Source organism: Mycolicibacter arupensis (assembly GCF_002086515.1).
In the GTDB taxonomy this organism is placed as follows: Bacteria; Actinomycetota; Actinomycetes; order Mycobacteriales; family Mycobacteriaceae; genus Mycobacterium; species Mycobacterium arupense.
Window position 1 is genome coordinate 1 of record NZ_MVHH01000043.1, and the last position, 20,662, is coordinate 20,662.

The 20,662-nt window shown below is 68.4% G+C and carries 19 protein-coding genes and 1 pseudogene; 7 read left to right on the forward strand and 13 right to left on the reverse strand.

What is annotated here, in order from left to right:
• From BST15_RS16530 to BST15_RS16540, 3 genes and pseudogenes are all read right to left on the reverse strand, one after another.
• A pseudogene (locus BST15_RS16530) lies at positions 1-874 on the reverse strand (putative alpha/beta hydrolase); the annotation flags it as partial.
• Positions 871-1,182 carry a DUF2563 family protein gene (locus BST15_RS16535; RefSeq protein ID WP_046190918.1) on the reverse strand — a complete coding sequence of 104 codons (312 nt, stop codon included), beginning with the start codon at positions 1,180-1,182 and terminating at the stop codon, positions 871-873. The pseudogene BST15_RS16530 and the gene BST15_RS16535, both read right to left, overlap by 4 nt.
• A gap of 110 nt (positions 1,183-1,292) precedes the next feature.
• On the reverse strand, positions 1,293-2,207 hold the full coding sequence (locus tag BST15_RS16540; protein WP_046190917.1) for an oxygenase MpaB family protein: 915 nt from the start codon (positions 2,205-2,207) through the stop codon (positions 1,293-1,295).
• A gap of 68 nt (positions 2,208-2,275) precedes the next feature.
• On the opposite strand from BST15_RS16540, the gene BST15_RS16545 reads away from it, so the two are divergent.
• Entirely contained in the window at positions 2,276-2,911 is a 636-nt protein-coding gene (locus BST15_RS16545) for a TetR/AcrR family transcriptional regulator (protein ID WP_046190916.1), read from the forward strand.
• A gap of 24 nt (positions 2,912-2,935) precedes the next feature.
• On the opposite strand, the gene BST15_RS16550 is transcribed toward BST15_RS16545, so the two are convergent.
• The 9 genes from BST15_RS16550 to BST15_RS16590 all read right to left on the reverse strand — a co-directional run bounded on the left by BST15_RS16550 (position 2,936) and on the right by BST15_RS16590 (position 14,725).
• Positions 2,936-4,108 (reverse strand): serine hydrolase domain-containing protein, encoded by a 1,173-nt coding sequence (locus BST15_RS16550; RefSeq protein WP_046190915.1) that lies wholly within the window; start codon positions 4,106-4,108, stop codon positions 2,936-2,938.
• On the reverse strand, positions 4,105-5,571 hold the full coding sequence (locus BST15_RS16555) for a biotin carboxylase (protein ID WP_046190920.1): 1,467 nt from the start codon (positions 5,569-5,571) through the stop codon (positions 4,105-4,107). Before BST15_RS16555 ends, BST15_RS16550 begins: the two co-directional genes overlap by 4 nt.
• 62 nt (positions 5,572-5,633) lie before the next feature.
• Positions 5,634-6,233: a DUF1707 SHOCT-like domain-containing protein gene (locus BST15_RS16560; RefSeq protein WP_046190914.1), complete on the reverse strand. Its 600-nt coding sequence runs from the start codon at positions 6,231-6,233 to the stop codon at positions 5,634-5,636.
• Between the two features lie 59 nt (positions 6,234-6,292).
• The gene (locus BST15_RS16565; protein ID WP_046190913.1) at positions 6,293-7,090 is read right to left on the reverse strand and encodes an enoyl-CoA hydratase family protein; all 798 of its coding nucleotides are present in this window, start codon (positions 7,088-7,090) and stop codon (positions 6,293-6,295) included.
• Between the two features lie 10 nt (positions 7,091-7,100).
• Positions 7,101-8,264 carry an acyl-CoA dehydrogenase family protein gene (locus BST15_RS16570; protein WP_046190919.1) on the reverse strand — a complete coding sequence of 388 codons (1,164 nt, stop codon included), beginning with the start codon at positions 8,262-8,264 and terminating at the stop codon, positions 7,101-7,103.
• An 11-nt stretch (positions 8,265-8,275) separates the two neighbouring features.
• Positions 8,276-10,264 carry an ATP-binding protein gene (locus tag BST15_RS16575; RefSeq protein ID WP_046190912.1) on the reverse strand — a complete coding sequence of 663 codons (1,989 nt, stop codon included), beginning with the start codon at positions 10,262-10,264 and terminating at the stop codon, positions 8,276-8,278.
• An 8-nt stretch (positions 10,265-10,272) separates the two neighbouring features.
• Positions 10,273-11,868 (reverse strand): acyl-CoA carboxylase subunit beta, encoded by a 1,596-nt coding sequence (locus BST15_RS16580; RefSeq protein ID WP_046190911.1) that lies wholly within the window; start codon positions 11,866-11,868, stop codon positions 10,273-10,275.
• Positions 11,865-13,013, reverse strand: coding sequence for an acyl-CoA dehydrogenase family protein (locus BST15_RS16585; RefSeq protein WP_046190910.1), 1,149 nt, complete (start codon positions 13,011-13,013; stop codon positions 11,865-11,867). Before BST15_RS16585 ends, BST15_RS16580 begins: the two co-directional genes overlap by 4 nt.
• Entirely contained in the window at positions 13,010-14,725 is a 1,716-nt protein-coding gene (locus BST15_RS16590; protein ID WP_083071059.1) for an acyclic terpene utilization AtuA family protein, read from the reverse strand. The genes BST15_RS16585 and BST15_RS16590 overlap by 4 nt, the downstream gene beginning before the upstream one ends.
• Positions 14,726-14,937: 212 nt before the next feature.
• On the opposite strand from BST15_RS16590, the gene rpmF reads away from it, so the two are divergent.
• From rpmF to BST15_RS16620, 6 genes are all read left to right on the forward strand, one after another.
• Entirely contained in the window at positions 14,938-15,111 is a 174-nt protein-coding gene (rpmF, locus tag BST15_RS16595; RefSeq protein WP_024442852.1) for a 50S ribosomal protein L32, read from the forward strand.
• Positions 15,112-15,175: 64 nt separating this feature from the next.
• The gene (locus BST15_RS16600) at positions 15,176-15,868 is read left to right on the forward strand and encodes a response regulator transcription factor (RefSeq protein WP_046190438.1); all 693 of its coding nucleotides are present in this window, start codon (positions 15,176-15,178) and stop codon (positions 15,866-15,868) included.
• Positions 15,868-17,319, forward strand: coding sequence for a HAMP domain-containing sensor histidine kinase (locus BST15_RS16605; protein ID WP_046190439.1), 1,452 nt, complete (start codon positions 15,868-15,870; stop codon positions 17,317-17,319). The genes BST15_RS16600 and BST15_RS16605 overlap by 1 nt, the downstream gene beginning before the upstream one ends.
• A gap of 56 nt (positions 17,320-17,375) precedes the next feature.
• Positions 17,376-18,797 (forward strand): S1C family serine protease, encoded by a 1,422-nt coding sequence (locus BST15_RS16610; RefSeq protein WP_046190440.1) that lies wholly within the window; start codon positions 17,376-17,378, stop codon positions 18,795-18,797.
• Positions 18,798-18,843: 46 nt separating this feature from the next.
• The gene (locus BST15_RS16615; RefSeq protein ID WP_046190441.1) at positions 18,844-19,338 is read left to right on the forward strand and encodes a MogA/MoaB family molybdenum cofactor biosynthesis protein; all 495 of its coding nucleotides are present in this window, start codon (positions 18,844-18,846) and stop codon (positions 19,336-19,338) included.
• Positions 19,339-19,568: 230 nt separating this feature from the next.
• Entirely contained in the window at positions 19,569-19,994 is a 426-nt protein-coding gene (locus BST15_RS16620; protein WP_046190442.1) for a large conductance mechanosensitive channel protein MscL, read from the forward strand.
• A gap of 4 nt (positions 19,995-19,998) precedes the next feature.
• Here the strand turns inward: BST15_RS16620 and BST15_RS16625 are convergent, their stop codons facing one another.
• Positions 19,999-20,649 (reverse strand): SAF domain-containing protein, encoded by a 651-nt coding sequence (locus BST15_RS16625; protein ID WP_046190443.1) that lies wholly within the window; start codon positions 20,647-20,649, stop codon positions 19,999-20,001.
• Positions 20,650-20,662 lie beyond the last annotated feature (13 nt).

Here is a 20,662-nt window from a genome sequence, read left to right on the forward strand (position 1 = left end):
GTGGGTGGGGTGGGCGGCGGTAGTGACCCGGGAACCATCACCGGGGTGCCCGGTGGCACCCCCGGCGGGGTGGCCCCGGCGCCGCCGTCCGCGCCTTTGCCGTCCGGCGTTGCGGGGGTGTGGCCATTGGCGCCGCCAGTGCCACCGGCACCACCATCGGCTCCCGCTGGGGTACCGCCAGGCGGTGTCTGCCCGGTGCCGCGGTTGGCGGGGCTGGCGGTCCCGGGAGCGCCGCTGCCGGCAGCAGGCTCGCCCTCGGCGTCGAACTTGCGTACCGCGATGTCGGGGTCGTAGCCGTCCTTGACCCGCAGGTTGGTCAGGGCCAGCTTCAGTGTCTTGGAGTAGTCGTTGCGGAAAAACGTCTCGTTGTGCAGGGCTGTCACGGTGTCGGCCTTGGCTGCCTGCCGAACATTTTCGATATCGGCGTCGCGATTCAGGCCCTGGTTCTCCAGGTCGAGGTAGTGGCCGATCAGAACGTCGGCGGTCTGCAGGTTCTCGTTGAGTGACGTGATGTTGCCCCGCGAGGTTCCGCGGGCTTGAGCCAGGGCGGCGGCGATGGTCCCCAGGTCCGCGGCGATCTGGCCGAGCTGCTCGGTGGTGGCGTGCAGGCCGTCTTTGACGCGCTGGACTTCGGCGCCGTTGTTGATGGGTTGCTCGCCGTTTTCGCGGTTGTACTGGGTGAAGTGTTCTTGGGCGGTGCGGAAGGACTGTTCGGCGGAGGTGGCCGAGCCGCTGCGGAGTGGAAGGCCTGGGCCAAGAAGTTGATCTGGGTGGGGCTGCCGGCCTGCAGACTGTCGTCGATCGCCCATGGATCACCACCGGCCTGCGCGACGAGGTCGTCGACGCTCAGGTGCTGCAGGGTGGGACGACTCACTGGTGGGGGCCGGCGACGTCCCGCAACCGTTGGGCGTTGTGGTTGTCCATCTGGGTGAAGCCGTCGGCGGCGGTGCGCACGTTTTCGGCGATGCCGGTGAGGTTCTGGTGATGGCCCTGCAGGGCGTCGCGATGACTGTCCTTGGCGCTGCCGAGCGCGGCGTGGAATCCGTGTGCGTCGTCGAAATCGCCGAACATCTTGGCGGTCACACCGGCAACATCGAGGCGCTGAGCACCGTCGTTGGCATGCCCGCCGGCGTCGTCGGACACGTTTGCTCCGGTACGCAGCACATGGGGGTTGACGCGCATCGCCGGTCACCTTCCGTCGGCTTCTGTCCAGGTCAGAGCCTACCGACGTGCGTGGAACCGTCAATTCACCCGCGGCCGCCGGCCTGCTGAGCAGCGCAGACCGGTCGGGGTCAGACCAGGGGTCGACCGGCCCGGATGCGCCGGTCCAGGTCCCACAGGATCAGGTTGAACGGGAAGCCGCGCAAGAACTGCGGCAGCACGCTGTTGACGCCGCGGATCGCGCCCATCAACCGGTCGAAACGACGCTGCTGGTCGGGGCCCCACGGCAGCTGCATCTCGTCGCGGAAACGCTGGGGCAGGAAGCCGGTGGTGATCAGCAGTGCGAGCCGTTCGTTGGCGCGCTGCAGCGGGCCGGGCATCGTCAGGCCTCGCAGCCGGGCCGCCGCGATCGGCTTGAGGTACTCCCGGACCGCGTCATCGATGTGCACCTTCTCCAGCTGCTCGTTCCAGTACCGGTCGAAGGCGGCCCGGTCGGCCGGCCACATGTCCTCGGGCACCTGCAACATGGTGGCCATGGCCTTGCCCTCATTGTGGTAGTGCCGGTCGGCGTGCTCGTCGTCCATCTCGCCCAGGAAGATCCGGTGGACGTCGACGTTGCCCTTGTACAGGCAGGCCCCGACCCAGAGCTGCAGGTCACGGTCGAAAGCGTTGTACTTCACCGGGCTGTCGTCGGTGGAACGGACCTGGCGGTGGGCGCTGTTGACGGCCTCGCGGAAGGCGGCCTTCTGGGTCTCGTTGCCCTGGGTGGAGACCACCAGGTAGGTGAAGGTGGTGCGAGCCCGCTTGATCGGGTGCAGGTCCACCCGGCCGCTTTCGACCTTGCTCTCCATCACGCCGTAGCCCACGCCGGGCCGCGCCAGCTGCATGATCACATTGGCCGGTCCGGCCAGCAATGCCACGCCCATCATCATGTTGTCGTGGCAGTCGACCTGCGGCAGCCAGGACCGCCGCCGTGACACGGGGTGCTTGTTCAGCGAATCGTTGACCGAACGCTCCACCAGGGGAATCGGCTCGCTGATTGTCATTCCTGCACCTCGCTAATTGTGAGAACGTCGGTTTCCTGATATTGCCCAGCCGCGGGCCCGGTGTCAAGATGGTCAACGTGGTTTCCGCCGTACCCGAGCGCCCCTACCGAGGGGTGCAGGCAGCCGATCGGCTCGCCGAGCGCCGTGAACGCCTGCTGCAGGCCGGTCTGGATCTACTCGGTGCCCGCGAGTTGATCGAGCTGACCGTCCGCGGGATCTGCCATCAGGCCGGCGTGGCGTCCCGGTACTTCTATGAGAGCTTCGCCGACAAGGACGAGTTCGTGGCTGCGGTCTTCGACCGGGTGGTCGGCGACCTGGCGGCCAGCACCCAGGCCGCTATGGCGGCAGTGCCCTACGCCGAGCAGACGCGCGCGGGCATGGCTCATCTGGTGGCGGCCATCGCCGGCGACGCCCGGGTGGGCCGGATGCTGTTCAGCACGCAGCTGACCAATGCGCTGCTGGTACGCAAGCGCGCCGAGTCCAGTGCACTGTTCGCGATGTTGTCCGGACGCCATGTGCAGAATGTCCTGCGCGTGCCGGGAAATGACCGGATCAAGGCGGTGGCCCACTTCGTGGTGGGCGGGGTGGCCCAGACCATCAGCGCCTGGCTGGCCGGCGACGTGAAACTTGCACCGGACCAGCTGGTGGACCAACTGACCGCGCTGCTGGGCAAACTCGACGATCCGGCGCTGTTCCGCGGTTAGCCCCGGCGCTGCGCTCTACCGGCTTCAGCCCGCAAGTTCCCGCGCCATGGAGCTGAAGGCGCGCAACGTGTCCGACATCATCCGCGTGTCCGCGGCGAAGGACTGACTGGACAGCTTGGCCCCGACCACCGCCGCGTCGCGGTCGATGTAGATCATCTGGCCGCACATGCCTTGGCACAACACCACAGTGCTGCCCGGGTGGGGAAACCACACCTGATTGCGGTACATCCCGCCGGGCATTCCGGTGTCACCCGGGCTGGCGGCGAACGCCTGACGCGAGTCCGGGCCGCCCTCGAGGGTGTCGGCGATCCACGCGGCGGGAACCACCTGGCGGCCGGTCAGGGAGACACCGTCGCGCACGAACAGTGATCCGAACCGGATCAGGTCGGTCAGGCAGGCGCTGATGCCGCCGTCGAAAAAGCCTGTGCCGGAAGCATCGACGCCGATCGTGGCGTCGCAGAGCGCCCCGAGGGGTCCCCACAGCACCTCCGCCATGAGCTGGGGCATCCGCTGCCCCGCCGCGACTTCGCAGATCCACCCGAGCACATCGGTCTCGCACGACCGATACTCGAAAGGTCCGCCGTGCGCCGACTTCTGCCGCAACGTGAGCAGGAAGTCATACAGGGTGCCGGGGCTGTCCCCGTTGCCCGTCGCCCACCCCATTGCCGCGTCGAGGGCGTGCACCTCCGCGGTCGGGTGCAGGTAGTTGTCCGAGAAGGCAATACCCGAGCGCATGTCGAGCAGATGGCGCACCGACGCGCCGGCGTAGCCGCTGTCCGCCAATGCGGGGACGTATGACGTCACCGGCGCCTCGAGGTCGATGGCCCCGTTCCCGTGCAGCGCACCGACGACGGCGGCCACCATCGACTTGCTCACCGAGAACAACAGATGCGGGGTATGCGCCCGCAAGGTGCCGACGTACTCCTCGGCCACCAGCGCCCCGTGGTGGGCGACGGCCCACCCGTCGGTGTCGGTGGCCGCCATGATCGCGCCCACGGTGGTGCGGGTTCCGTCGGTCGCGGTCACCGGGACGGCGGACAGCTCAGCGCCGGCGGTGGGCAACTGCGCTATCGGCCCGGCCCCTCGCGAAATCACCGCGGTGGGCACAAAGTCGTGGACATGCTGAAACGACCACCGCGCGTAGGGCGCCTCAAGCCAGTTGTCCAGTGAGATCCCTTCTGGGACTGCGTCGCTCACGCTCGCGCGACGAGCCGGGAAACGATCGGCGCCGCCGGTGTCAGGGGTGTGGAGACAAACTTCGCGCGCATGCCCTTGACCCAGCGCTGGCAGCGTTCGGTCAGCCGATAATCGGGGGTCTGCAGGTGCCCGCGGGTGATGAGCACGCCCAACTGGGCACCCTCGGAGCGCAAATCCCCGGGTGCGGCCACGCGCAGGTAGAACGCCTCCGACCCGTCGAGCAGTGTGGTCCAGTCGTTCGCCGACCGCGCGAAGGACACCCGGCCGTCATCGTCGATGCGCCACACCCCGGTGCGCGGCGTCGCGGTGAAGAGCTCCACATCCGGCGAGGTCTCGTTGATGACCACCTGTCCCCAGACCTCGTCCTCGCCGTAGCCCCGCTCCCAGCGGCGGTTGATCTCGTCGATGTCGAGTTCGTACTCCACGTCCATGAACTCCAGCAGATGGAACAGGAACAGCGGCATGTCGGCGTAGGCCTCGGTGGTCAGATTCGTCATCGGGCTGGCCCCCGACAGCCGCGGATTGACCTCGCCCAGGTAGAGCTCGTCGGAGTCCAGGTCGTGCAGCAGATCCACCTCGAAATAGCCGCGGTAGCCCTGACTGCTCAGGATGTCGCCCAGCTTGCCCACCATCTCTCGCGCCGTATGCGTCTGATCCGGTGGGAGGACTTCGCGCCAGATGTCATTGCCGCACCAGGCGCCGCGAACCGGAGTCAGCTCCGAATAGCCGACGAGGCTGGTCATCGCGGGGCCGATCACGGTGCCGTGACGAGTCACCGCACCTTCGATGCACACCTCGACGTTGCGGATGCGCTTCATGACTTTGAATTCCTGCTGTGCGGTCAACTCTGCGGCGTGCTGGTCCCAATCGGCCTGGCCGCGCACGAAGAACGTCCCGCTGCCGGCGTTTCCGTAGGGGATGGAGATAACGAGGTCATCGCCCAATTCGGCGTCCCGGGCGAGCGCCAGCAGCTCGTCGTAGGAGTCGGCCCGGCCCATCGTGTGCGGCACGCTCGGCACCCCGGCCGCATCGGCCAGCCGCGTCATGATGGTCTTCGAGCCCAGGCGATTGCGCACCTCCACGGACGGGTGCATGACTTCCAGGCCGGCCTGGCGCGCGAGCGACTGCGTTTCTTCTTCCATCATCACGAAGCAGGCCTTGCCGCCGGGGCCGCGGCCCGCGATGAACTCCAATGTCTCGGGATCGGACAGCAGGTGGTTGCACACGTCGCCCATGGAATCGAAGTCGAGCCGGTCTCGCCGCCGGGGCACGAACACGCGCGAATGCGTGCCCTCGAAGGAGTCGAAGTACGTCAGATAGAAGAAGTTGCGTACCCAGCGGTCGATACCCAACAGGTTGAATGGGGTCGGCGAGACGAAATACAGCGGCGTGGTGTTGGTGTGAAAGAACGCGCGCACGTCAGACAGACCGCGCAGCACGCGACGCGGTGCGGGTGCATCCATGATCAAAGTGTGCGCCTGCGTGACCGCGCGCGCCGAAGAATTGGCGACCCCGAAAAAATCGGTCAGCCGCGCGGCTTGCGGTTCTTCCGCCGGATTCCGACGCCGCCCCACAGTGAGAATCCGCGCACCTTGACCGTGGGTGCGCCCGGGGTGCCCACGCCCTCGACCTGCTGGTCGAAGCCACCCATCACGCCGTAGCCGTGGATGTCGACATTGACCTCCGGCGGCAGCAGGATGGTCTGCCCACCCATGATGGAGTAGGCGTTGATCTCCACATCCGGTGAGGTGAAGTCGGCGTAGCGCAGGTCGATGACGCCGCCGCCCCACAGCGAGAAGGTGGTCAGTCGCTTGGGCACGTTCCAGCGGCCCCGCCGCTCGAAGGAACTCATGATCGCCAGCAGCAAGGTGGATGGCGCAGGTTTGCAGTCCCCGCCGCGATGCGGGCACACCGAGGATCCCGGCAGATCGGCCCGCAGGCCGTCGAGCTCGTCGTAGGTCTGTGCCGCGTAGGCCTTCGCGAGCCTGGCCTCGTACTCGCTCATCGGGAGCTGCCCGTGAGCTACCGCGTCGCCCAGTAGCTGTGCCAACTGGATCCGGTCGGTGTCCGCGGCGCGCGAAGGGGTGCCTTCGGTGTCGTCGGCACGCCGGGTTGAGTTCCCCATTTGGGGATACAGAATACGACGAACCGCGCGACGCGCAACCCGGGTGGGGAAACTACGTCCTACTCGGCCCAGCTGGGACGGCGCTTCTGCAGGAAAGCCAGCATTCCCTCGCGGGCCTCGTCGGAGACGAACATTCGTGCCGAGGCCACGCTGAGCGGCTCCGCATCCCGCTCAAACCCGGCCAGCACCGCCGCGGTGGTCAGCGCCTTGGACGCCGCCAGACCCTGCGGCGACCCGAGCCGGATGTCACCGACCAGGCCGGCAACCGCGGTTTCGACGTCCGCTGTGTTCTCAACGGCCAGCGTGATCAGCCCGATCGCCGCGGCCTCGGCTGCGCCGAACTTCTCACCGGTCAGGTAGTAGCGTGCCGCGGCCCTCGGGGACAGCTTGGGCAGCAGGGTCAGCGAGATGATCGCCGGTGCCACTCCGATCCGGGCCTCGGTCAGGGCGAAGGTGCTGGCCGGGCCGGCGACCGCGAGGTCGCAGGCGCCGACCAGTCCCATGCCGCCGGCCCGCACGTGGCCGTTCACGGCCGCGATCACCGGTCGCGGTGACTCGACGATCGCACGCAGCAGGGCCGCCAGCTCGCGGGCCCGGTCGGCGGCCAAGTCGCCGGGTGAACCTCCGGGTTCGCCGGTGGCCTCACTCAGGTCCGCGCCGGCGCAGAAGGTGTTGCCGGTGTGGCTCAGCACCACCACCCGCACGTTCGGGTCGGCCGCCGCGTCGCGCAGGCCGGCGTGCAGCTGGGCGACCAGCTTCGCCGACAGGGCGTTGCGGTTGTGCGGCGAGTCCAGCGTGAGCCGGGCCGAGCCGTCGCCGGTGTGTTCCGGCCCGGTGTAGGTGACCAGCGTTTCCATCAGTACGACCTCAGTAGCTTCGGGGCAGGCCCAGCGACGTCTGCGCGACGAAGTTGAGGATCATCTCGCGGCTCACCGGTGCGATCCGCGCCAGCCGGGACGCGGTGACCGCCGCGGCGATGCCGTACTCCTTGGTCAGGCCGTTGCCGCCGAGGGACTGCACCGCCTGATCGACCGCCCGGGTCGAGGCCTCGCCGGCGGCGTACTTGGCCATGTTGGCCGCCTCGGCAGCGCCGAAGTCATCGCCGGTGTCGTACAGGGTCGCGGCCTTCTGCATCATCAGCTTGGCCAACTGGATCTCGATGTGGTTCTGGGCCAGTGGATGTGACAGGCCCTGGTGCGCGCCGATCGGGGTCTTCCACACCTGGCGGGTGGTGACGTAATCCACCGCCTTGCCGATCGCGAAGCGGCCCATGCCGACCGCGCTGGCCGCGCCCATGATGCGCTCGGGGTTCAGCCCGGCGAACAGCTGCGCGATCGCGGCGTCCTCGGAACCCACCAGCGCGTCGGCCGGTAGCCGAACATCGTCGAGGAACACCTGGAACTGGCGCTCCGGGCTGATGATCTCCATCTCGATCGGGGTGTAGCTCAGCCCGGGGGCGTCGGTGGGCACCACGAACAGCGCGGGCCGCAGGTTGCCGGTCTTGGCGTCCTCACTGCGGCCCACCACCAGCACCGCCTGCGCCTGGTCGACACCGGAGATGTAGGTCTTCTGGCCCTTGAGGATCCAGTCGGAGCCGTCGCGGCGGGCGGTGGTGGTGATCTTGTGCGAGTTCGATCCGGCGTCGGGCTCGGTGATGGCGAACGCCATGGTCAGTGAGCCGTCGGCGATGCCGGGGATCCAGCGCTGCTTCTGCTCGTCGGTACCGAACTTGGAGATGATGGTGCCGTTGATGGCGGGCGAGACGACCATCATCAGCAGGGCGCAGCCGTTGGCCGACATCTCCTCCATCACCAGCGACAGCTCGTACATGCCGGCGCCGCCGCCGCCGTACTCCTCGGGCAGGTTCACCCCGATGAAGCCGAGCTTGCCCGCCTCGCTCCACAGTTCGTCGGTGTGCTCGCCGGCGCGAGCCTTCTCCAGGTAGTAGTCCTGGCCGTAATTCTTGGCCATCGCCGCGACGGCCTCGCGCAGCGCGCGACGTTCGTCGTTCTCGATGAAGCTGGTGTCGATCGTGGAATCGGTCACAGTGGATCTCCTTCTGCTTGCGTTGATTCGGGCGCTTCGACACGGGCCAGCACGGCGCCGACCTCTACCTGGTCGCCCGGCTTGACGTCGAGTGACGTGAGCACACCGTCGGTCGGTGCGCTGATGGTGTGCTCCATCTTCATGGCTTCCAGCCAGATCAGTGGCTGGCCGGAGCTCACCTGGTCGCCGACGGCGGCGCCCAGCCGGATCACGTTGCCGGGCATGGGTGCCAGCAGCGATCCCTGCGCCACCGCCGACTCCGGATCTCCGAATCGGGGCAACGCCACCAGGTGGACGCCACCTGCGGGGGAGTCCACATAGACGTCCGACCCGTACCGCGCGACGGTGAACGCGCGGGCGACGCCGGCGGCGTCGGCCAGCACCACTTCGCCCGGGGTCGACGAAATCAGGGTGACCTCGCCACCGTTGACGAGCAATCCCGCTCGGGTGAAACGGTATTCGACGTGGTGCTCTGCGCCGGCGTCGTCGAGGTAGCCCTTGGACTGAAAGCCTGAGGCCAGGTTGCGCCACCCGCCGGGAATGGAGCCGAACGCCTGCGCGGTGGCCCGATTGTGCGCGGCATCGGCCAGGGCGGCCGCGAGCGCGCTGGTCTGCACTGTTGTGGCGTCGGCCAACGGCGCCGACAGCTCCGCCAGGCCGTGGGTGTCGAAGAACGCCGTGTCGGTCGCGCCGTCCAGGAAGGCCGGATGGCGCAGCACGTTGACCAGCAGATCACGGTTGGTTCGCAGCCCGTGCAGGCGGGTTCGTGCGAGAGCGCCGGCCAGCACAGTCGCGGCCTGCCGGCGGGTCGGTGCGTAGCTGATCACCTTGGCCAGCATCGGGTCGTAGTGGATGGACACCGTCGATCCGCTCACGATGCCCGAATCCAGCCGGACTCCGGTACGCCGGGACAGCGTCTGGAACTGTGTCGCCACGCCCGGAACATCAAGGGTGTACACCGGCCCGGCCTGCGGCTGCCAGCCGTGGGCCGGGTCTTCGGCATAGAGCCGCACCTCGATCGAGTGGCCCTGCGCGGCAGGCGGTTCGGCGTCGAGCCGAGCGCCGTCGGCCACCGCGATCTGCAGTTCGACCAGATCGAGGCCGGTGGTCTCCTCGGTGACCGGGTGCTCGACCTGCAGTCGGGTGTTCATCTCCAGGAAGTAGAACTCCCCATGGGAGTCGGCCAGGAATTCCACGGTGCCGGCGCCGGTGTAGCCGATGGCGCCGGCCGCCAGCCGGGCGGCCTCGAACAGCTTGGCGCGCATCCCCGGGGTGCGCTCCACCAGCGGCGACGGCGCCTCTTCGATGACCTTCTGGTGCCGGCGCTGAATGGAGCACTCCCGCTCGCCGACGGCCCACACCGTGCCGTGCGCATCGGCCATCACCTGCACCTCGATGTGATGTCCGGTCGGCAGGTAGCGCTCGCAGAACACCGTCGGGTCGCCGAACGCCGACGCCGCCTCGCGCTGGGCGGCCTCCACTTCGCCGGCCAGGGCAGACAATTCGCTGACCACACGCATACCGCGGCCGCCACCGCCCGCGGAGGCCTTCACCAGCACCGGCAGTTGTGCCTCGGTGACGGTAGCCGGGTCGAGTTCTTCGAGAACCGGTACTCCCGCGGCGGCCATCATCTTCTTGGACTCGATCTTGGAGCCCATCGAGGTGACCGCGGCCACCGGCGGCCCGATCCAGGTCAGCCCGGCCGCCTGCACGGCAGCGGCGAAGTCGGCGTTCTCGGAGAGGAATCCGTAGCCGGGGTGGATGGCGTCGGCGCCGGCGGCGCGAGCCGCGGCGATGATCGCCTCGGCGGACAGGTAGCTGGTGGTCTCCGGCAGGCGCACCTTGGCGTCGGCTTCGGCGACGTGCGGCATGCCCGCATCGGGATCGGTGTAGACCGCGACCGTGCCCAGGCCCAACCGGCGGCAGGTGGCGAAGACCCGTCGGGCGATCTCGCCGCGATTGGCCACCAGAACAGTGCTGATCATGGGGGTCCTCACATCCGGAAGACGCCGAAGTTCGACGTCCCCTCGATCGGGCCATTGGCGATGGCGGACAAACACATTCCCAACACGGTGCGGGTGTCGCGGGGGTCGATCACACCGTCGTCGTAGAGCATTCCCGACAACACCATCGGCAGTGACTCGGCTTCGATCTGCCCTTCCACCGTGGCGCGCATGGCGGCGTCGGCCTGCTCGTCGACCTGCTGGCCGCGGGCCTCGGTGGCCGCCCGGTTCACGATCGACAGCACGCCCGCGAGCTGCGCCCCGCCCATCACCGAGGACTTGGCCGACGGCCAGGCGAACAGGAAACGGGGATCGTAGGCGCGCCCACACATCCCGTAGTGCCCGGCGCCGTACGAGGCGCCGAGCAGCAGCGAGATGTGCGGCACCTTCGAGTTCGAGACGGCATTGATCATCATCGAGCCGTGCTTGATCATGCCGCCCTCTTCGTAGTCCTTGCCCACCATGTAGCCGGTGGTGTTGTGCAGGAACAACAGCGGGGTGTTGGAGCGGTTGGCCAACTGGATGAACTGGGTGGCCTTCTGGGATTCCTCGCTGAACAGCACGCCGCGCGCATTGGCGAGGATGCCGATCGGATAGCCGTGCAGCCGTGCCCAGCCGGTCACCAACGAGGACCCGTAGAGCGGCTTGAACTCATCGAAGTCGGAGCCGTCGACGATCCGCGCGATCACCTCGCGGGGGTCGAACGGGATGCGCAGGTCGGCGGGGACGATGCCGATCAGTTCTTCGGAGTCGAACAGCGGCTCGGTCACCGGCTGGGGCTTGGGCCCCTTCTTGGTCCAGTTCAGCCGGGCCACGATCCGCCGGCCGATGCGCAGCGCGTCGAGCTCGTCATTGGCCAGATAATCGCCCAGCCCTGACGTGCGCGAGTGCATCTCGGCCCCGCCGAGCGACTCGTCGTCGGACTCCTCACCGGTGGCCATCTTCACCAACGGCGGTCCGGCCAGGAATACCTTCGACCGCTCCTTGATCATCACGACGTGATCGGACATGCCCGGCACGTAGGCTCCGCCCGCGGTGGAGTTGCCGAACACCAGCGCGATGGTCGGGATGCCGGCGGCCGACAGGCGGGTCAGATCGCGGAACATCTGACCGCCGGGGATGAAGACTTCCTTCTGGGTGGGCAGGTCTGCTCCACCGGATTCCACCAGAGAGATCAGTGGGAGTCGATTCTCCATCGCGATCTTGTTGGCCCGCAGGATCTTACGCAGGGTCCAGGGGTTGGACGTGCCGCCCTTGATGGTCGGGTCATTAGCGATGATCATGCACTCGACGCCTTCGACCGCGCCGATACCGGTGACCACGCTGGCCCCGACATGAAAGGCGCTGCCCCAGGCGGCCAGCGGGCACAGCTCCAGGAAGGGCGAATCGGCGTCGACCAGAGCTTCGATCCGCTCCCGGGCGGTGAGTTTGCCGCGGGCGTGGTGGCGCTCGACGTACTTGGGTCCGCCGCCGGCCAGGGCCTTGGCGTGCTCGGCGTCGATCTCCGCAAGCTTCTCGTTCAGCGCCGACGCCGCCTCGGCGTAGGCGGGGGACTTCGGGTCCAGGGTGGACTTGAGGGTGGTCATGATTGGTATCCAAGCGTCTTGGCGGCCAGGGAGGTCAGGATCTCGGTGGTTCCGCCGCCGATACCGATGATGCGCATATCCCGATACTGGCGCTCCACCTCGGACTCGGCCATGTAGCCCATCCCGCCGAACAGCTGCACGGCCTGGTTGGCCACCCATTCGCCGGCCTCCACCGCGGTGTTCTTGGCGAAACACACCTCGGAGATCAGGAAGGATTCACCGGCCAGCTGACGCTCGACCACGTGACGGGTGTAGACCCTGGCCACGTCGATGCGCCGGGCCATCTCGGCCAGTGTGTTCTGTACCGCCTGCCGCGAGATCAGCGGCCGGCCGAACGTTTCGCGGTCCCGGCACCACGCCACCGTCAGGTCCAGGCAGCGTTGCGCGCTGGAGTACGCCTGCGCGGCCAGCCCGACCCGCTCGGAGACGAAGGCCCCGGCGATCTGGGCGAAACCGGTGTTCTCGACGCCGACCAGGTTCGCCACCGGAACCCGGGCGTCGACGTAGGACAGTTCGGCGGTGTCCGAGGACCGCCAGCCCATCTTCTCGAGCTTGCGACTCACCTCGAAGCCCGGTGTGCCTTTCTCCACCACCAGGAGCGACACCCCGGCCGCCCCCGGCCCACCGGTGCGCACCGCGGTGACGACATAGTCGCCGCGGACCGCGGAGGTGATGAAGGTCTTGGAGCCGTTGACCACGTAGTGGTCACCGTCCAGGCGCGCGGTGGTGCGCAGGTGCCCCACATCGGAGCCGCCGCCCGGCTCGGTGATGGCCAGCGAACCGATCTTCTCGCCGGCCAGTGTCGGCCGGACAAATTCCTCGATCAGCCGCGCGTCGCCCGAGGCGATCATGTGCGGTACGGCAATCCCGCAGGTGAACAGGGAGGCGAACACTCCGCCGGGTGCGCCGGCCTGGTGCATCTCCTCGCAGACGATCACCGCGTCGGCGCCGTCGCCGCCGCTGCCGCCGACCTCTTCGGGGAAGCCCGCACCCAGCAGGCCGACCTCGGCGGCCTTGCGGTGCAGCTCGCGCGGCAGCTCGCCGGAACGTTCCCACTCGTCGACGTGCGGTGCGATCTCGCGTTCGACGAATCCCCGAACCGTCTTGCGGAGCGCCTGACGCTCGGTGGTGGTCCAGATACTCACAGTTCCCCTTCTGACAACAGCTGCTCGGGTATTTCGAGATGGCGACTGCGCAGCCATTCGCCCAGCCCCTTGGCCTGCGGGTCGAATCGGGCCTGGTAGGCCACGCCCTGCCCGAGGATGCCCTCGATGACGAAGTTCACCGCGCGCAGTTTCGGCAGCAGGTGACGGGTGACCGGCAACGCGGCGGTCTCGGGCAGCAGTTCGCGCAGCTTCTCGACCGTCAGGGTGTGGGCCAGCCACCGCCACTGCTCGTCGGTGCGCACCCAGACCCCGACGTTGGCCGACCCGCCCTTGTCGCCGCTGCGGGCGCCGGCGATCGTCCCCAGTGGCGCCCGGCGGCTGGGGCCGGGCGGTAGTGCCTCGGGCAGCTCCGGCTCGTCGGCCGGGGCGAGCTCGCGGGTCTGGGTGGCGGCGGCGATGTCCACCCGGGTGCCGTCGGCGTGCACGGCGACGTGCGGCACCTGCGTGGCATCGACGTAGCCGGGGGTGAACACCCCGTAGACCTGGCCGTCACCGGGCGGTGCGGTGACGCAGAACCCGGGGTAGCTGGCCAGTGCCAGCTCAACCCCGGCGGCGGAGAACCTGCGGCCCACGTTGGCCGGGTCGGGGTCGCGCACCACGCAGTGCAGCAGGGCGCTGGCGGTTTCCTCGGTGTCGGCGTCGGGGTGGTCGGTGCGCGACAGCGTCCACTGCAGCTCAGCGGGTCGCACGGTCATGGCCGCTTCGAGCTGGGTACGCACCAGCTCGGCCTTGGCCTCGATGTCCAGGCCGGTCAGCACGAAGGTGGTGGAGTTGCGGAACCCGCCGATCGCGTTGAGCGACACCTTGTAGGTCGGTGGCGGCGCTTCGCCGGTCACGCCGGAGATCCGCACCCGGTCCGGGCCGTCGGCCGACAGTTCGATGCTGTCCATCCGGGCGGTGACGTCGGGATTGGCGTAGCGCGCGCCGGTCACCTCGTAGAGCAGTTGCGCGGTCACGGTGTCGACGCTGACCAGTCCACCGGTGCCGGAATGCTTGGTGATCACCGAGGACCCGTCGGGGTGGATCTCGGCCAGCGGAAACCCGGGGTGCAGCAATTTCTCGGTGGGAATCTCGGTGAAGAAGGAGTAGTTGCCGCCGCTGGCCTGGATGCCGCACTCGATGACGTGGCCGGCGACCACGGCCCCGGCGAGCTGGTCATAGTCGGTGCGCGTCCAGCCGAAGTGGGCGGCTGCGGGTCCTACGATCACCGACGCGTCGGTGACTCGGCCGGTGATCACCACGTCGGCTCCGCCGGCCAGGCACTCGGCGATGCCCCAGGCGCCCAGATAGGCGTTCGCCGTCAGCGGATTGCCCAGCCCCAGCTCGGCGGCACGGGGGAGCAGGTCATCGCCCTCGACGTGGGCCACCGTGGCCGGCACTCCCAGGCGTTGCGCCAACTCGCGCACCGCGTCGGCCAGCCCGGCCGGGTTGAGTCCGCCGGCGTTGGCGACGATGCGCACACCCTTGTCGACGGCCAGCCCGAGGCATTGTTCGAGCTGCGTCACAAAGGTCTTGGCGTAACCGCGCTCCGGGTGCTTCATCCGGTCGCGGCCCAGGATCAGCATGGTCAGTTCGGCCAGGTAGTCGCCGGTGAGATAGTCCAGTTGGCCGCCGGTGAGCATCTCGTACATCGCGGCGTGGCGGTCGCCGTAGAACCCCGAGCAGTTACCGATCCGAACGGCTGGTGTCATCCCCAATTCCCATCCCTCAACCAACCGGTAGGTTAGCCGGTACCGCCGGTGCCGCGTCAAGGTGCGGCGAGCCGTACCGGGCCTGTCTGTCGGGCCTCGCGGGAGCGTGCGGGCCGCATTTTGGAGCCGACGCTGGTCACCGGCTATCCTTTCGGATAGTCCCGCCGCTGGAATTCGAGCGGCACTATGCCAACAACAGGAGAGGCTCGACCATGGCCGTGCCGAAACGCAGGATGTCGCGTGCGAACACTCGTAGTCGCCGCGCGCAGTGGAAGGCTGAGGCAACCGGCCTGGTCAACGTGACGGTCGCCGGTCGCGCCCACAAGGTTCCGCGTCGTCTGCTCAAAGCCGCACGCCTGGGCCTCATCGACCTGGACCGCCGCTAAATAGACTCCGACACGATCGGCTCCTGACCCTCCAGATCGCCTTTCGGATGATTGGATAGCACCCATGGCTACCCGGGTACTGGTTGTTGATGACGATCGCGCTGTGCGCGAGTCGTTGCGCAGGTCTTTGTCGTTCAATGGTTACTCGGTCTCGCTGGCCACCGACGGTGTCGAGGCGCTTGAGGCGATCACCAGCGAACGTCCGGACGCGATGATTCTGGACGTGATGATGCCGCGGCTGGACGGACTGGAGGTCTGCCGTCAGCTGCGCAGCACCGGTGACGACTTGCCGATCCTGGTGCTCACGGCCCGCGACTCGGTGTCCGAGCGGGTCGCCGGCCTGGATGCCGGCGCCGACGACTACCTGCCCAAGCCGTTCGCGCTGGAGGAGCTGCTGGCACGGATGCGGGCGCTGCTGCGCCGCACCACCGCCGAGGACCTGTCCGACTCGGTGGCCATGTCGTTCGAAGACCTGACCCTGGACCCGGTGACCCGCGAGGTCACCCGTGGCGATCGGCAGATCAGCCTGACCCGCACCGAGTTCGCGCTGTTGGAGATGCTGATCGCCAACCCGCGCCGGGTGCTGACCCGCAGCCGCATCCTCGAGGAGGTGTGGGGCTTCGACTTCCCCACCTCGGGCAACGCGCTGGAGGTATACATCGGGTACCTGCGTCGCAAGACCGAAGCCGAAGGGGAGCCGCGGCTGATCTACACCGTGCGCGGGGTGGGTTACGTGCTCCGTGAGACTCCCCCCTGATGCAATCGTTCCGCCGCCGGCCGGGTGAAGAGGCGAAGAAGACTTCACTGTCGCTGCGCTGGCGGGTGATGCTGCTGGCGATGTCCATGGTGGCGCTGGTGGTGGTGTTGATGGCGGTGGCCGTCTATGCCGTGATCTCGGCGGCGCTCTACAACGACATCGACAATCAGCTGCAGAGTCGCGCCGAGATGTTGATCGCCAGTGGCTCGCTGGCCGCCGATCCCCGCAAGGCGATCGAGGGCACCGCATACTCCGACGTCAACGCCATGCTGGTGAACCCGGGTCGGTCGATCTACACCGCCAATCAGCCCGGCCAGCGGCTGCCGGTCGGGCAGCAGGAGAAGGCCGTCATCTCGGGCGAGCTGTTCCTGTCGCGGCGCACCGCTTCCGGTCAGCGGGTGCTGGCGGTGCACCTGCCCAACGGCAGCACCCTGCTGATCTCCAAGAGCCTGGCGCCCACCCGTGCGGTGACGATGAAGCTGCGCTGGGTGCTGCTGGTGGTCGGCGGGGTCGGCATGGTGGTGGCCGCGGTGGCCGGCGGAATGGTCACCAGAGCCGGGCTCAGACCCGTCGGCCGACTCACCGAGGCGGCCGAACGTGTGGCGCGCACCGATGACTTAAGGCCCATCCCGGTCTATGGCAGTGACGAGTTGGCCCGGCTCACCGAGGCGTTCAACGCCATGTTGCGGGCCCTGGCCGAGTCGCGGGAGCGACAGGCGCGACTGGTGGCCGACGCAGGCCACGAACTCAAGACCCCGCTGACGTCGCTGCGCACCAACGTCGAGCTGTTGATGGCCTCGGCGGCGCCGGGAGCTCCGCAGTTGCCCGAGGAGGAGATGGCCGAACTGCGCGCAGATGCCATCGGCCAGATCGAGGAACTGTCCACGCTGGTCGGCGATTTGGTGGACCTTACCCGCGACGACCAGCGCGAGGTCGCCTACGAGCAGGTCGACATCACCGAAGTCGTCGACCGCAGCATGGAGCGGGTCCGGCGGCGGCGCAACGACATCGAATTCGACATCCAGGTGGTGCCGTGGCACGTCTACGGTGATGCGGCCGGCCTGTCGCGTGCGGTGCTGAACCTGCTCGACAATGCGGCCAAGTGGAGCCCGGCGGGCGGCGTCGTGGGGCTGCGGATGCGCCAGCTCGACCCGACGCACATGGAGATGATCGTCTCCGACGAGGGACCCGGAATCCCGGAGAACCAACGGGAATTGGTCTTCGAGCGCTTCTACCGGTCGGACTCGGCGCGCGCCATGCCCGGCTCCGGGCTGGGCCTGGCGATCGTCAAACAGGTGGTGCTCAAACACGGGGGTTCGATCACCATCGGGGAGACCCGCCCCGGCGGCCATCCGCCTGGCACAGCGTTCCGGATGGTGCTTCCCGGCGGTGCGACGTCGGCGGAACCGGCGCTGGCCTCAGCAGTCACAGGCGCTTCTCAGTCCACGTAGGCATGGTGGTGAGGCAACGTCGCCTCAAGTCGTGTCCCTAGGAGTAGGCAACAAACATGACGAATTACCCCGGGTACCTCCCGCCGCCTCAGCAACCGGAACGGTCCACCCCGACCGGCACCTCGGCGACCAATCATGCTGGGCATTCCGGCTATGCGGGACGTACCGGCCAGGGTTCTTACCCGCCGCCCTATGACTGGCGCTACGCCCAGCCGCATCAGCAGGCCACGTACCGCTCCGCCTACGACGCCACCTACACCCGTCCCGGCGCACCGAATGCTGCGGGCGGGGCTCCGCAGCGGCGTTCCCGCAACGGGGGACTGGTGATGGGTGCGGTCGCGATCGCGGCGATGTCGGGCGTGCTGGGCGGTGTGGTGGGTTCGGCGCTGCATTCCGATCGCAAGCCTGCCGCCACCGGCAGCCACTCCTCGAGCATCCAGGCTCCGGGTGTGCCGGCCGCGGTGAACCTGCCCGACGGTTCGGTGGAGAAGGTCGCGGCCAAGGTGGTGCCCAGCGTCGTCATGCTGGAGACCGACCTGGGCCGCCAGTCCGAGGAGGGCTCGGGGATCATCTTGTCGGCGGACGGGCTGATCCTGACCAACAACCACGTCGTGGCCGCTGCGGCCGCCCGGCCCGATGCGGGCAGCAAACTCGACCCGGGCAGCAGGCCCGACCCCGGCAGCAAACCTGACCCCGGGGCCAAGACGGGGCCCAGGACCATGGTGACTTTCGCCGACGGACGGACCGCACCGTTCACGGTCGTGGGCACCGACCCGGCCAGCGACATCGCGGTGGTCCGCGCCCAGGGCGTCTCGGATCTGACCCCGATCACCATCGGGTCCTCGGCGGACCTGCGGGTGGGCCAGAACGTGGTGGCGGTCGGCTCGCCGCTCGGCCTGGAAGGCACGGTGACGACGGGGATCGTCAGCGCCCTGAACCGTCCGGTCTCCACCAGTGGCGAGTCGGGCAACCAGAACACCGTTTTGGACGCGATCCAGACCGACGCTGCCATCAACCCGGGCAACTCCGGTGGTGCGCTGGTCAATATGAACGGCGACCTGGTCGGGATCAACTCCGCGATCGCCACCATGGGCGGCGACTCCGCCGACGCCCAGAGTGGCTCGATCGGCCTGGGCTTCGCGATCCCGGTGGACCAGGCCAAGCGGATCGCCGATGAGCTCATCAACTCGCCGGATCACACCGCGACCCACGCCTCGCTGGGGGTGCGGGTCACCAGTGAGCGCAGCCTGCACGGCGCCAAGATCGTCGAGGTGGTGCCCGGTGAGGCGGCCTCCAAGGCGGGTCTGCCCGAGGGTGCGACGGTGACGGCGTTCGACAAGCGACCCATCGGCAGCGCCGATGCTCTGGTGGCCGCGGTGCGCTCCAAGGCGCCCGGCGAGCAGGTGACGCTGACCTATCTGGACGCCAGTGGAGCGTCCAAGACCGCGCAGGTCACCCTGGGCAAAGCGCAGCAGTGACGGGTTGGTGGGTCCGGTGTCGGTAACCGGATATACGGTTGCACCCATGGAGCAGTCCCGAGAACTCGCCGGCCGCGCACTCGTCGTCGTCGTTGACGACCGAACCGCCCACGGCGACGAGGACCATAGCGGCCCGTTGGTCACCGAACTGCTGGCCGAAGGCGGATTCATGGTCGACGGTGTGGTCGCCGTCGCCGCCGACGAGGTGGAGATCCGCAATGCGCTGAACACGGCCGTGATCGGTGGGGTCGACCTGGTGGTGTCGGTGGGCGGCACCGGGGTTACCCCGCGCGACGTGGCACCCGAGGCCACCCGCGAGATCCTGGACCGCGAGCTGCTGGGCATCGCCGAGGCGTTGCGGGCGTCCGGGCTGTCGGCCGGGATCGCCGACGCCGGCCTGTCACGTGGTCTGGCCGGGGTCTCCGGCAGCACCCTGGTGGTCAACCTGGCCGGGTCCCGCGCGGCGGTGCGCGACGGGATGGCGACGCTCAATCCGCTGGCGGCAGCCATCATCGGCCAGCTGTCCAGCCTGGAGATCTAGGCCAGCATGCCAGGCCTCGAAGACCATCAGTCGTCGTCCGACGAGCGTGACCCGGACGAGGCGCGCGAGGCCGCCGAACGCGAGCAGTGGCTGCGCGACAACGTGCCGCCACATCACGGTTGAGATTCGACTTCTGCAATCCCCCGTCCGGATCGGACGTCGGCCGCTACGGTTCGCCGTGGGCGGTGCGGCGCCGCTTCGCAGTGCACTCGTACGGAAGGGGAGTTGCGGTGCTCAAGGGGTTCAAGAATTTCCTGATGCGTGATGACGTCATCACCGTCGCCATCGGTCTGGTGGTGGCGCTGGCGTTCTCCAACCTGGTCGAAGCCTTCACCAAATCGGTGATCAATCCATTGGTATCTGCCACCCAGCCAGACACCGGCGGTCTCGGTCTGGGCTACCAGTTGGGGGAGGCCGGCAACGAGGCGACGTTCGTCGACATCGGTGCCTTCATCTCCGCGATCATCTATTTCATCGTGTTCATGGCGACCATCTACTTCTTCATCGTGCTGCCCTACAAGCACATTCAGAAGCGGCGCGGCAAGACCGTTTTCGGCGACCCGGCGCCCACCAAGACCTGCGCGGAATGCTGCTCGGAGATCGCCCCCGAAGCGTCCAAGTGCAAGTTCTGCGCCAGCTCGCAGCCGGCGGCCTGACCCCTCAGCGCAAGGTGAGGGTGACGGCCTGACCCAGCGTCGCGCCGGCTACCGCCACGGCGGCGGGGGCCGGCAACGCGACCAGCACCACCCGGTCGTCGTGATTGTGCTTGTCGGACACCAGAACCACGATCGCGCCGCTGGCCAGCACCCGCGCGGGCGGAGTTGCGGTGCCGGAATCATCCTGGCCGGCCGTCACCACGTCCACCACGTCACCGGGCCGCACCACGTCGATCAGGGCGGCGTCGGCCGGGTGCACGCCGACGATGCGGGCCTCGGGTCCGGCGGCGGCCTCGGTGAGGCGACTGCCCAGCAGGCGGACGTCGGTGAGAATCTCCCCGCGGCGGGCCGGTCCCGCCAGGGTGGTCTGTGCCACCGCGGCCACCTCGGTGAGGGCGCCGTCGGGAACTGTGTGGGCGGAACGGCTTTCGAGCGAGACATCACCGGGGGTCAGTGCGGCGCCGGGCGCTAGGTCGCGCGCCGCCACCACGACGTCGACCCGTTCGCCGTGCGGATCGGGGCGCAGTGCCGCGACCGCGGCCAAGACCACCAACGCGGCGGCGGCCGCCCGCCGAGCGCGTACCGTTCGCGTCCAGTCCGGATGTAGGGCCTGCGTTATCCGGCTGATCAGGGTGGGGTTGAGCGAGCCGGCCATGACGTCACGCTAG

Coding starts and splice junctions, on each gene's coding strand:
- BST15_RS16535 (WP_046190918.1), bottom strand. CDS start 1,182: ATGCGCGTCAACCCCCATGTGCTGCGTACCGGAGCAAACGTGTCCGAC.
- BST15_RS16540 (WP_046190917.1), bottom strand. CDS start 2,207: ATGACAATCAGCGAGCCGATTCCCCTGGTGGAGCGTTCGGTCAACGAT.
- BST15_RS16545 (WP_046190916.1), top strand. CDS start 2,276: ATGGTCAACGTGGTTTCCGCCGTACCCGAGCGCCCCTACCGAGGGGTG.
- BST15_RS16555 (WP_046190920.1), bottom strand. CDS start 5,571: ATGGATGCACCCGCACCGCGTCGCGTGCTGCGCGGTCTGTCTGACGTG.
- BST15_RS16560 (WP_046190914.1), bottom strand. CDS start 6,233: ATGGGGAACTCAACCCGGCGTGCCGACGACACCGAAGGCACCCCTTCG.
- BST15_RS16565 (WP_046190913.1), bottom strand. CDS start 7,090: ATGGAAACGCTGGTCACCTACACCGGGCCGGAACACACCGGCGACGGC.
- BST15_RS16575 (WP_046190912.1), bottom strand. CDS start 10,264: ATGATCAGCACTGTTCTGGTGGCCAATCGCGGCGAGATCGCCCGACGG.
- BST15_RS16580 (WP_046190911.1), bottom strand. CDS start 11,868: ATGACCACCCTCAAGTCCACCCTGGACCCGAAGTCCCCCGCCTACGCC.
- BST15_RS16590 (WP_083071059.1), bottom strand. CDS start 14,725: ATGACACCAGCCGTTCGGATCGGTAACTGCTCGGGGTTCTACGGCGAC.
- rpmF (WP_024442852.1), top strand. CDS start 14,938: ATGGCCGTGCCGAAACGCAGGATGTCGCGTGCGAACACTCGTAGTCGC.
- BST15_RS16600 (WP_046190438.1), top strand. CDS start 15,176: ATGGCTACCCGGGTACTGGTTGTTGATGACGATCGCGCTGTGCGCGAG.
- BST15_RS16605 (WP_046190439.1), top strand. CDS start 15,868: ATGCAATCGTTCCGCCGCCGGCCGGGTGAAGAGGCGAAGAAGACTTCA.
- BST15_RS16610 (WP_046190440.1), top strand. CDS start 17,376: ATGACGAATTACCCCGGGTACCTCCCGCCGCCTCAGCAACCGGAACGG.
- BST15_RS16615 (WP_046190441.1), top strand. CDS start 18,844: ATGGAGCAGTCCCGAGAACTCGCCGGCCGCGCACTCGTCGTCGTCGTT.
- BST15_RS16625 (WP_046190443.1), bottom strand. CDS start 20,649: ATGGCCGGCTCGCTCAACCCCACCCTGATCAGCCGGATAACGCAGGCC.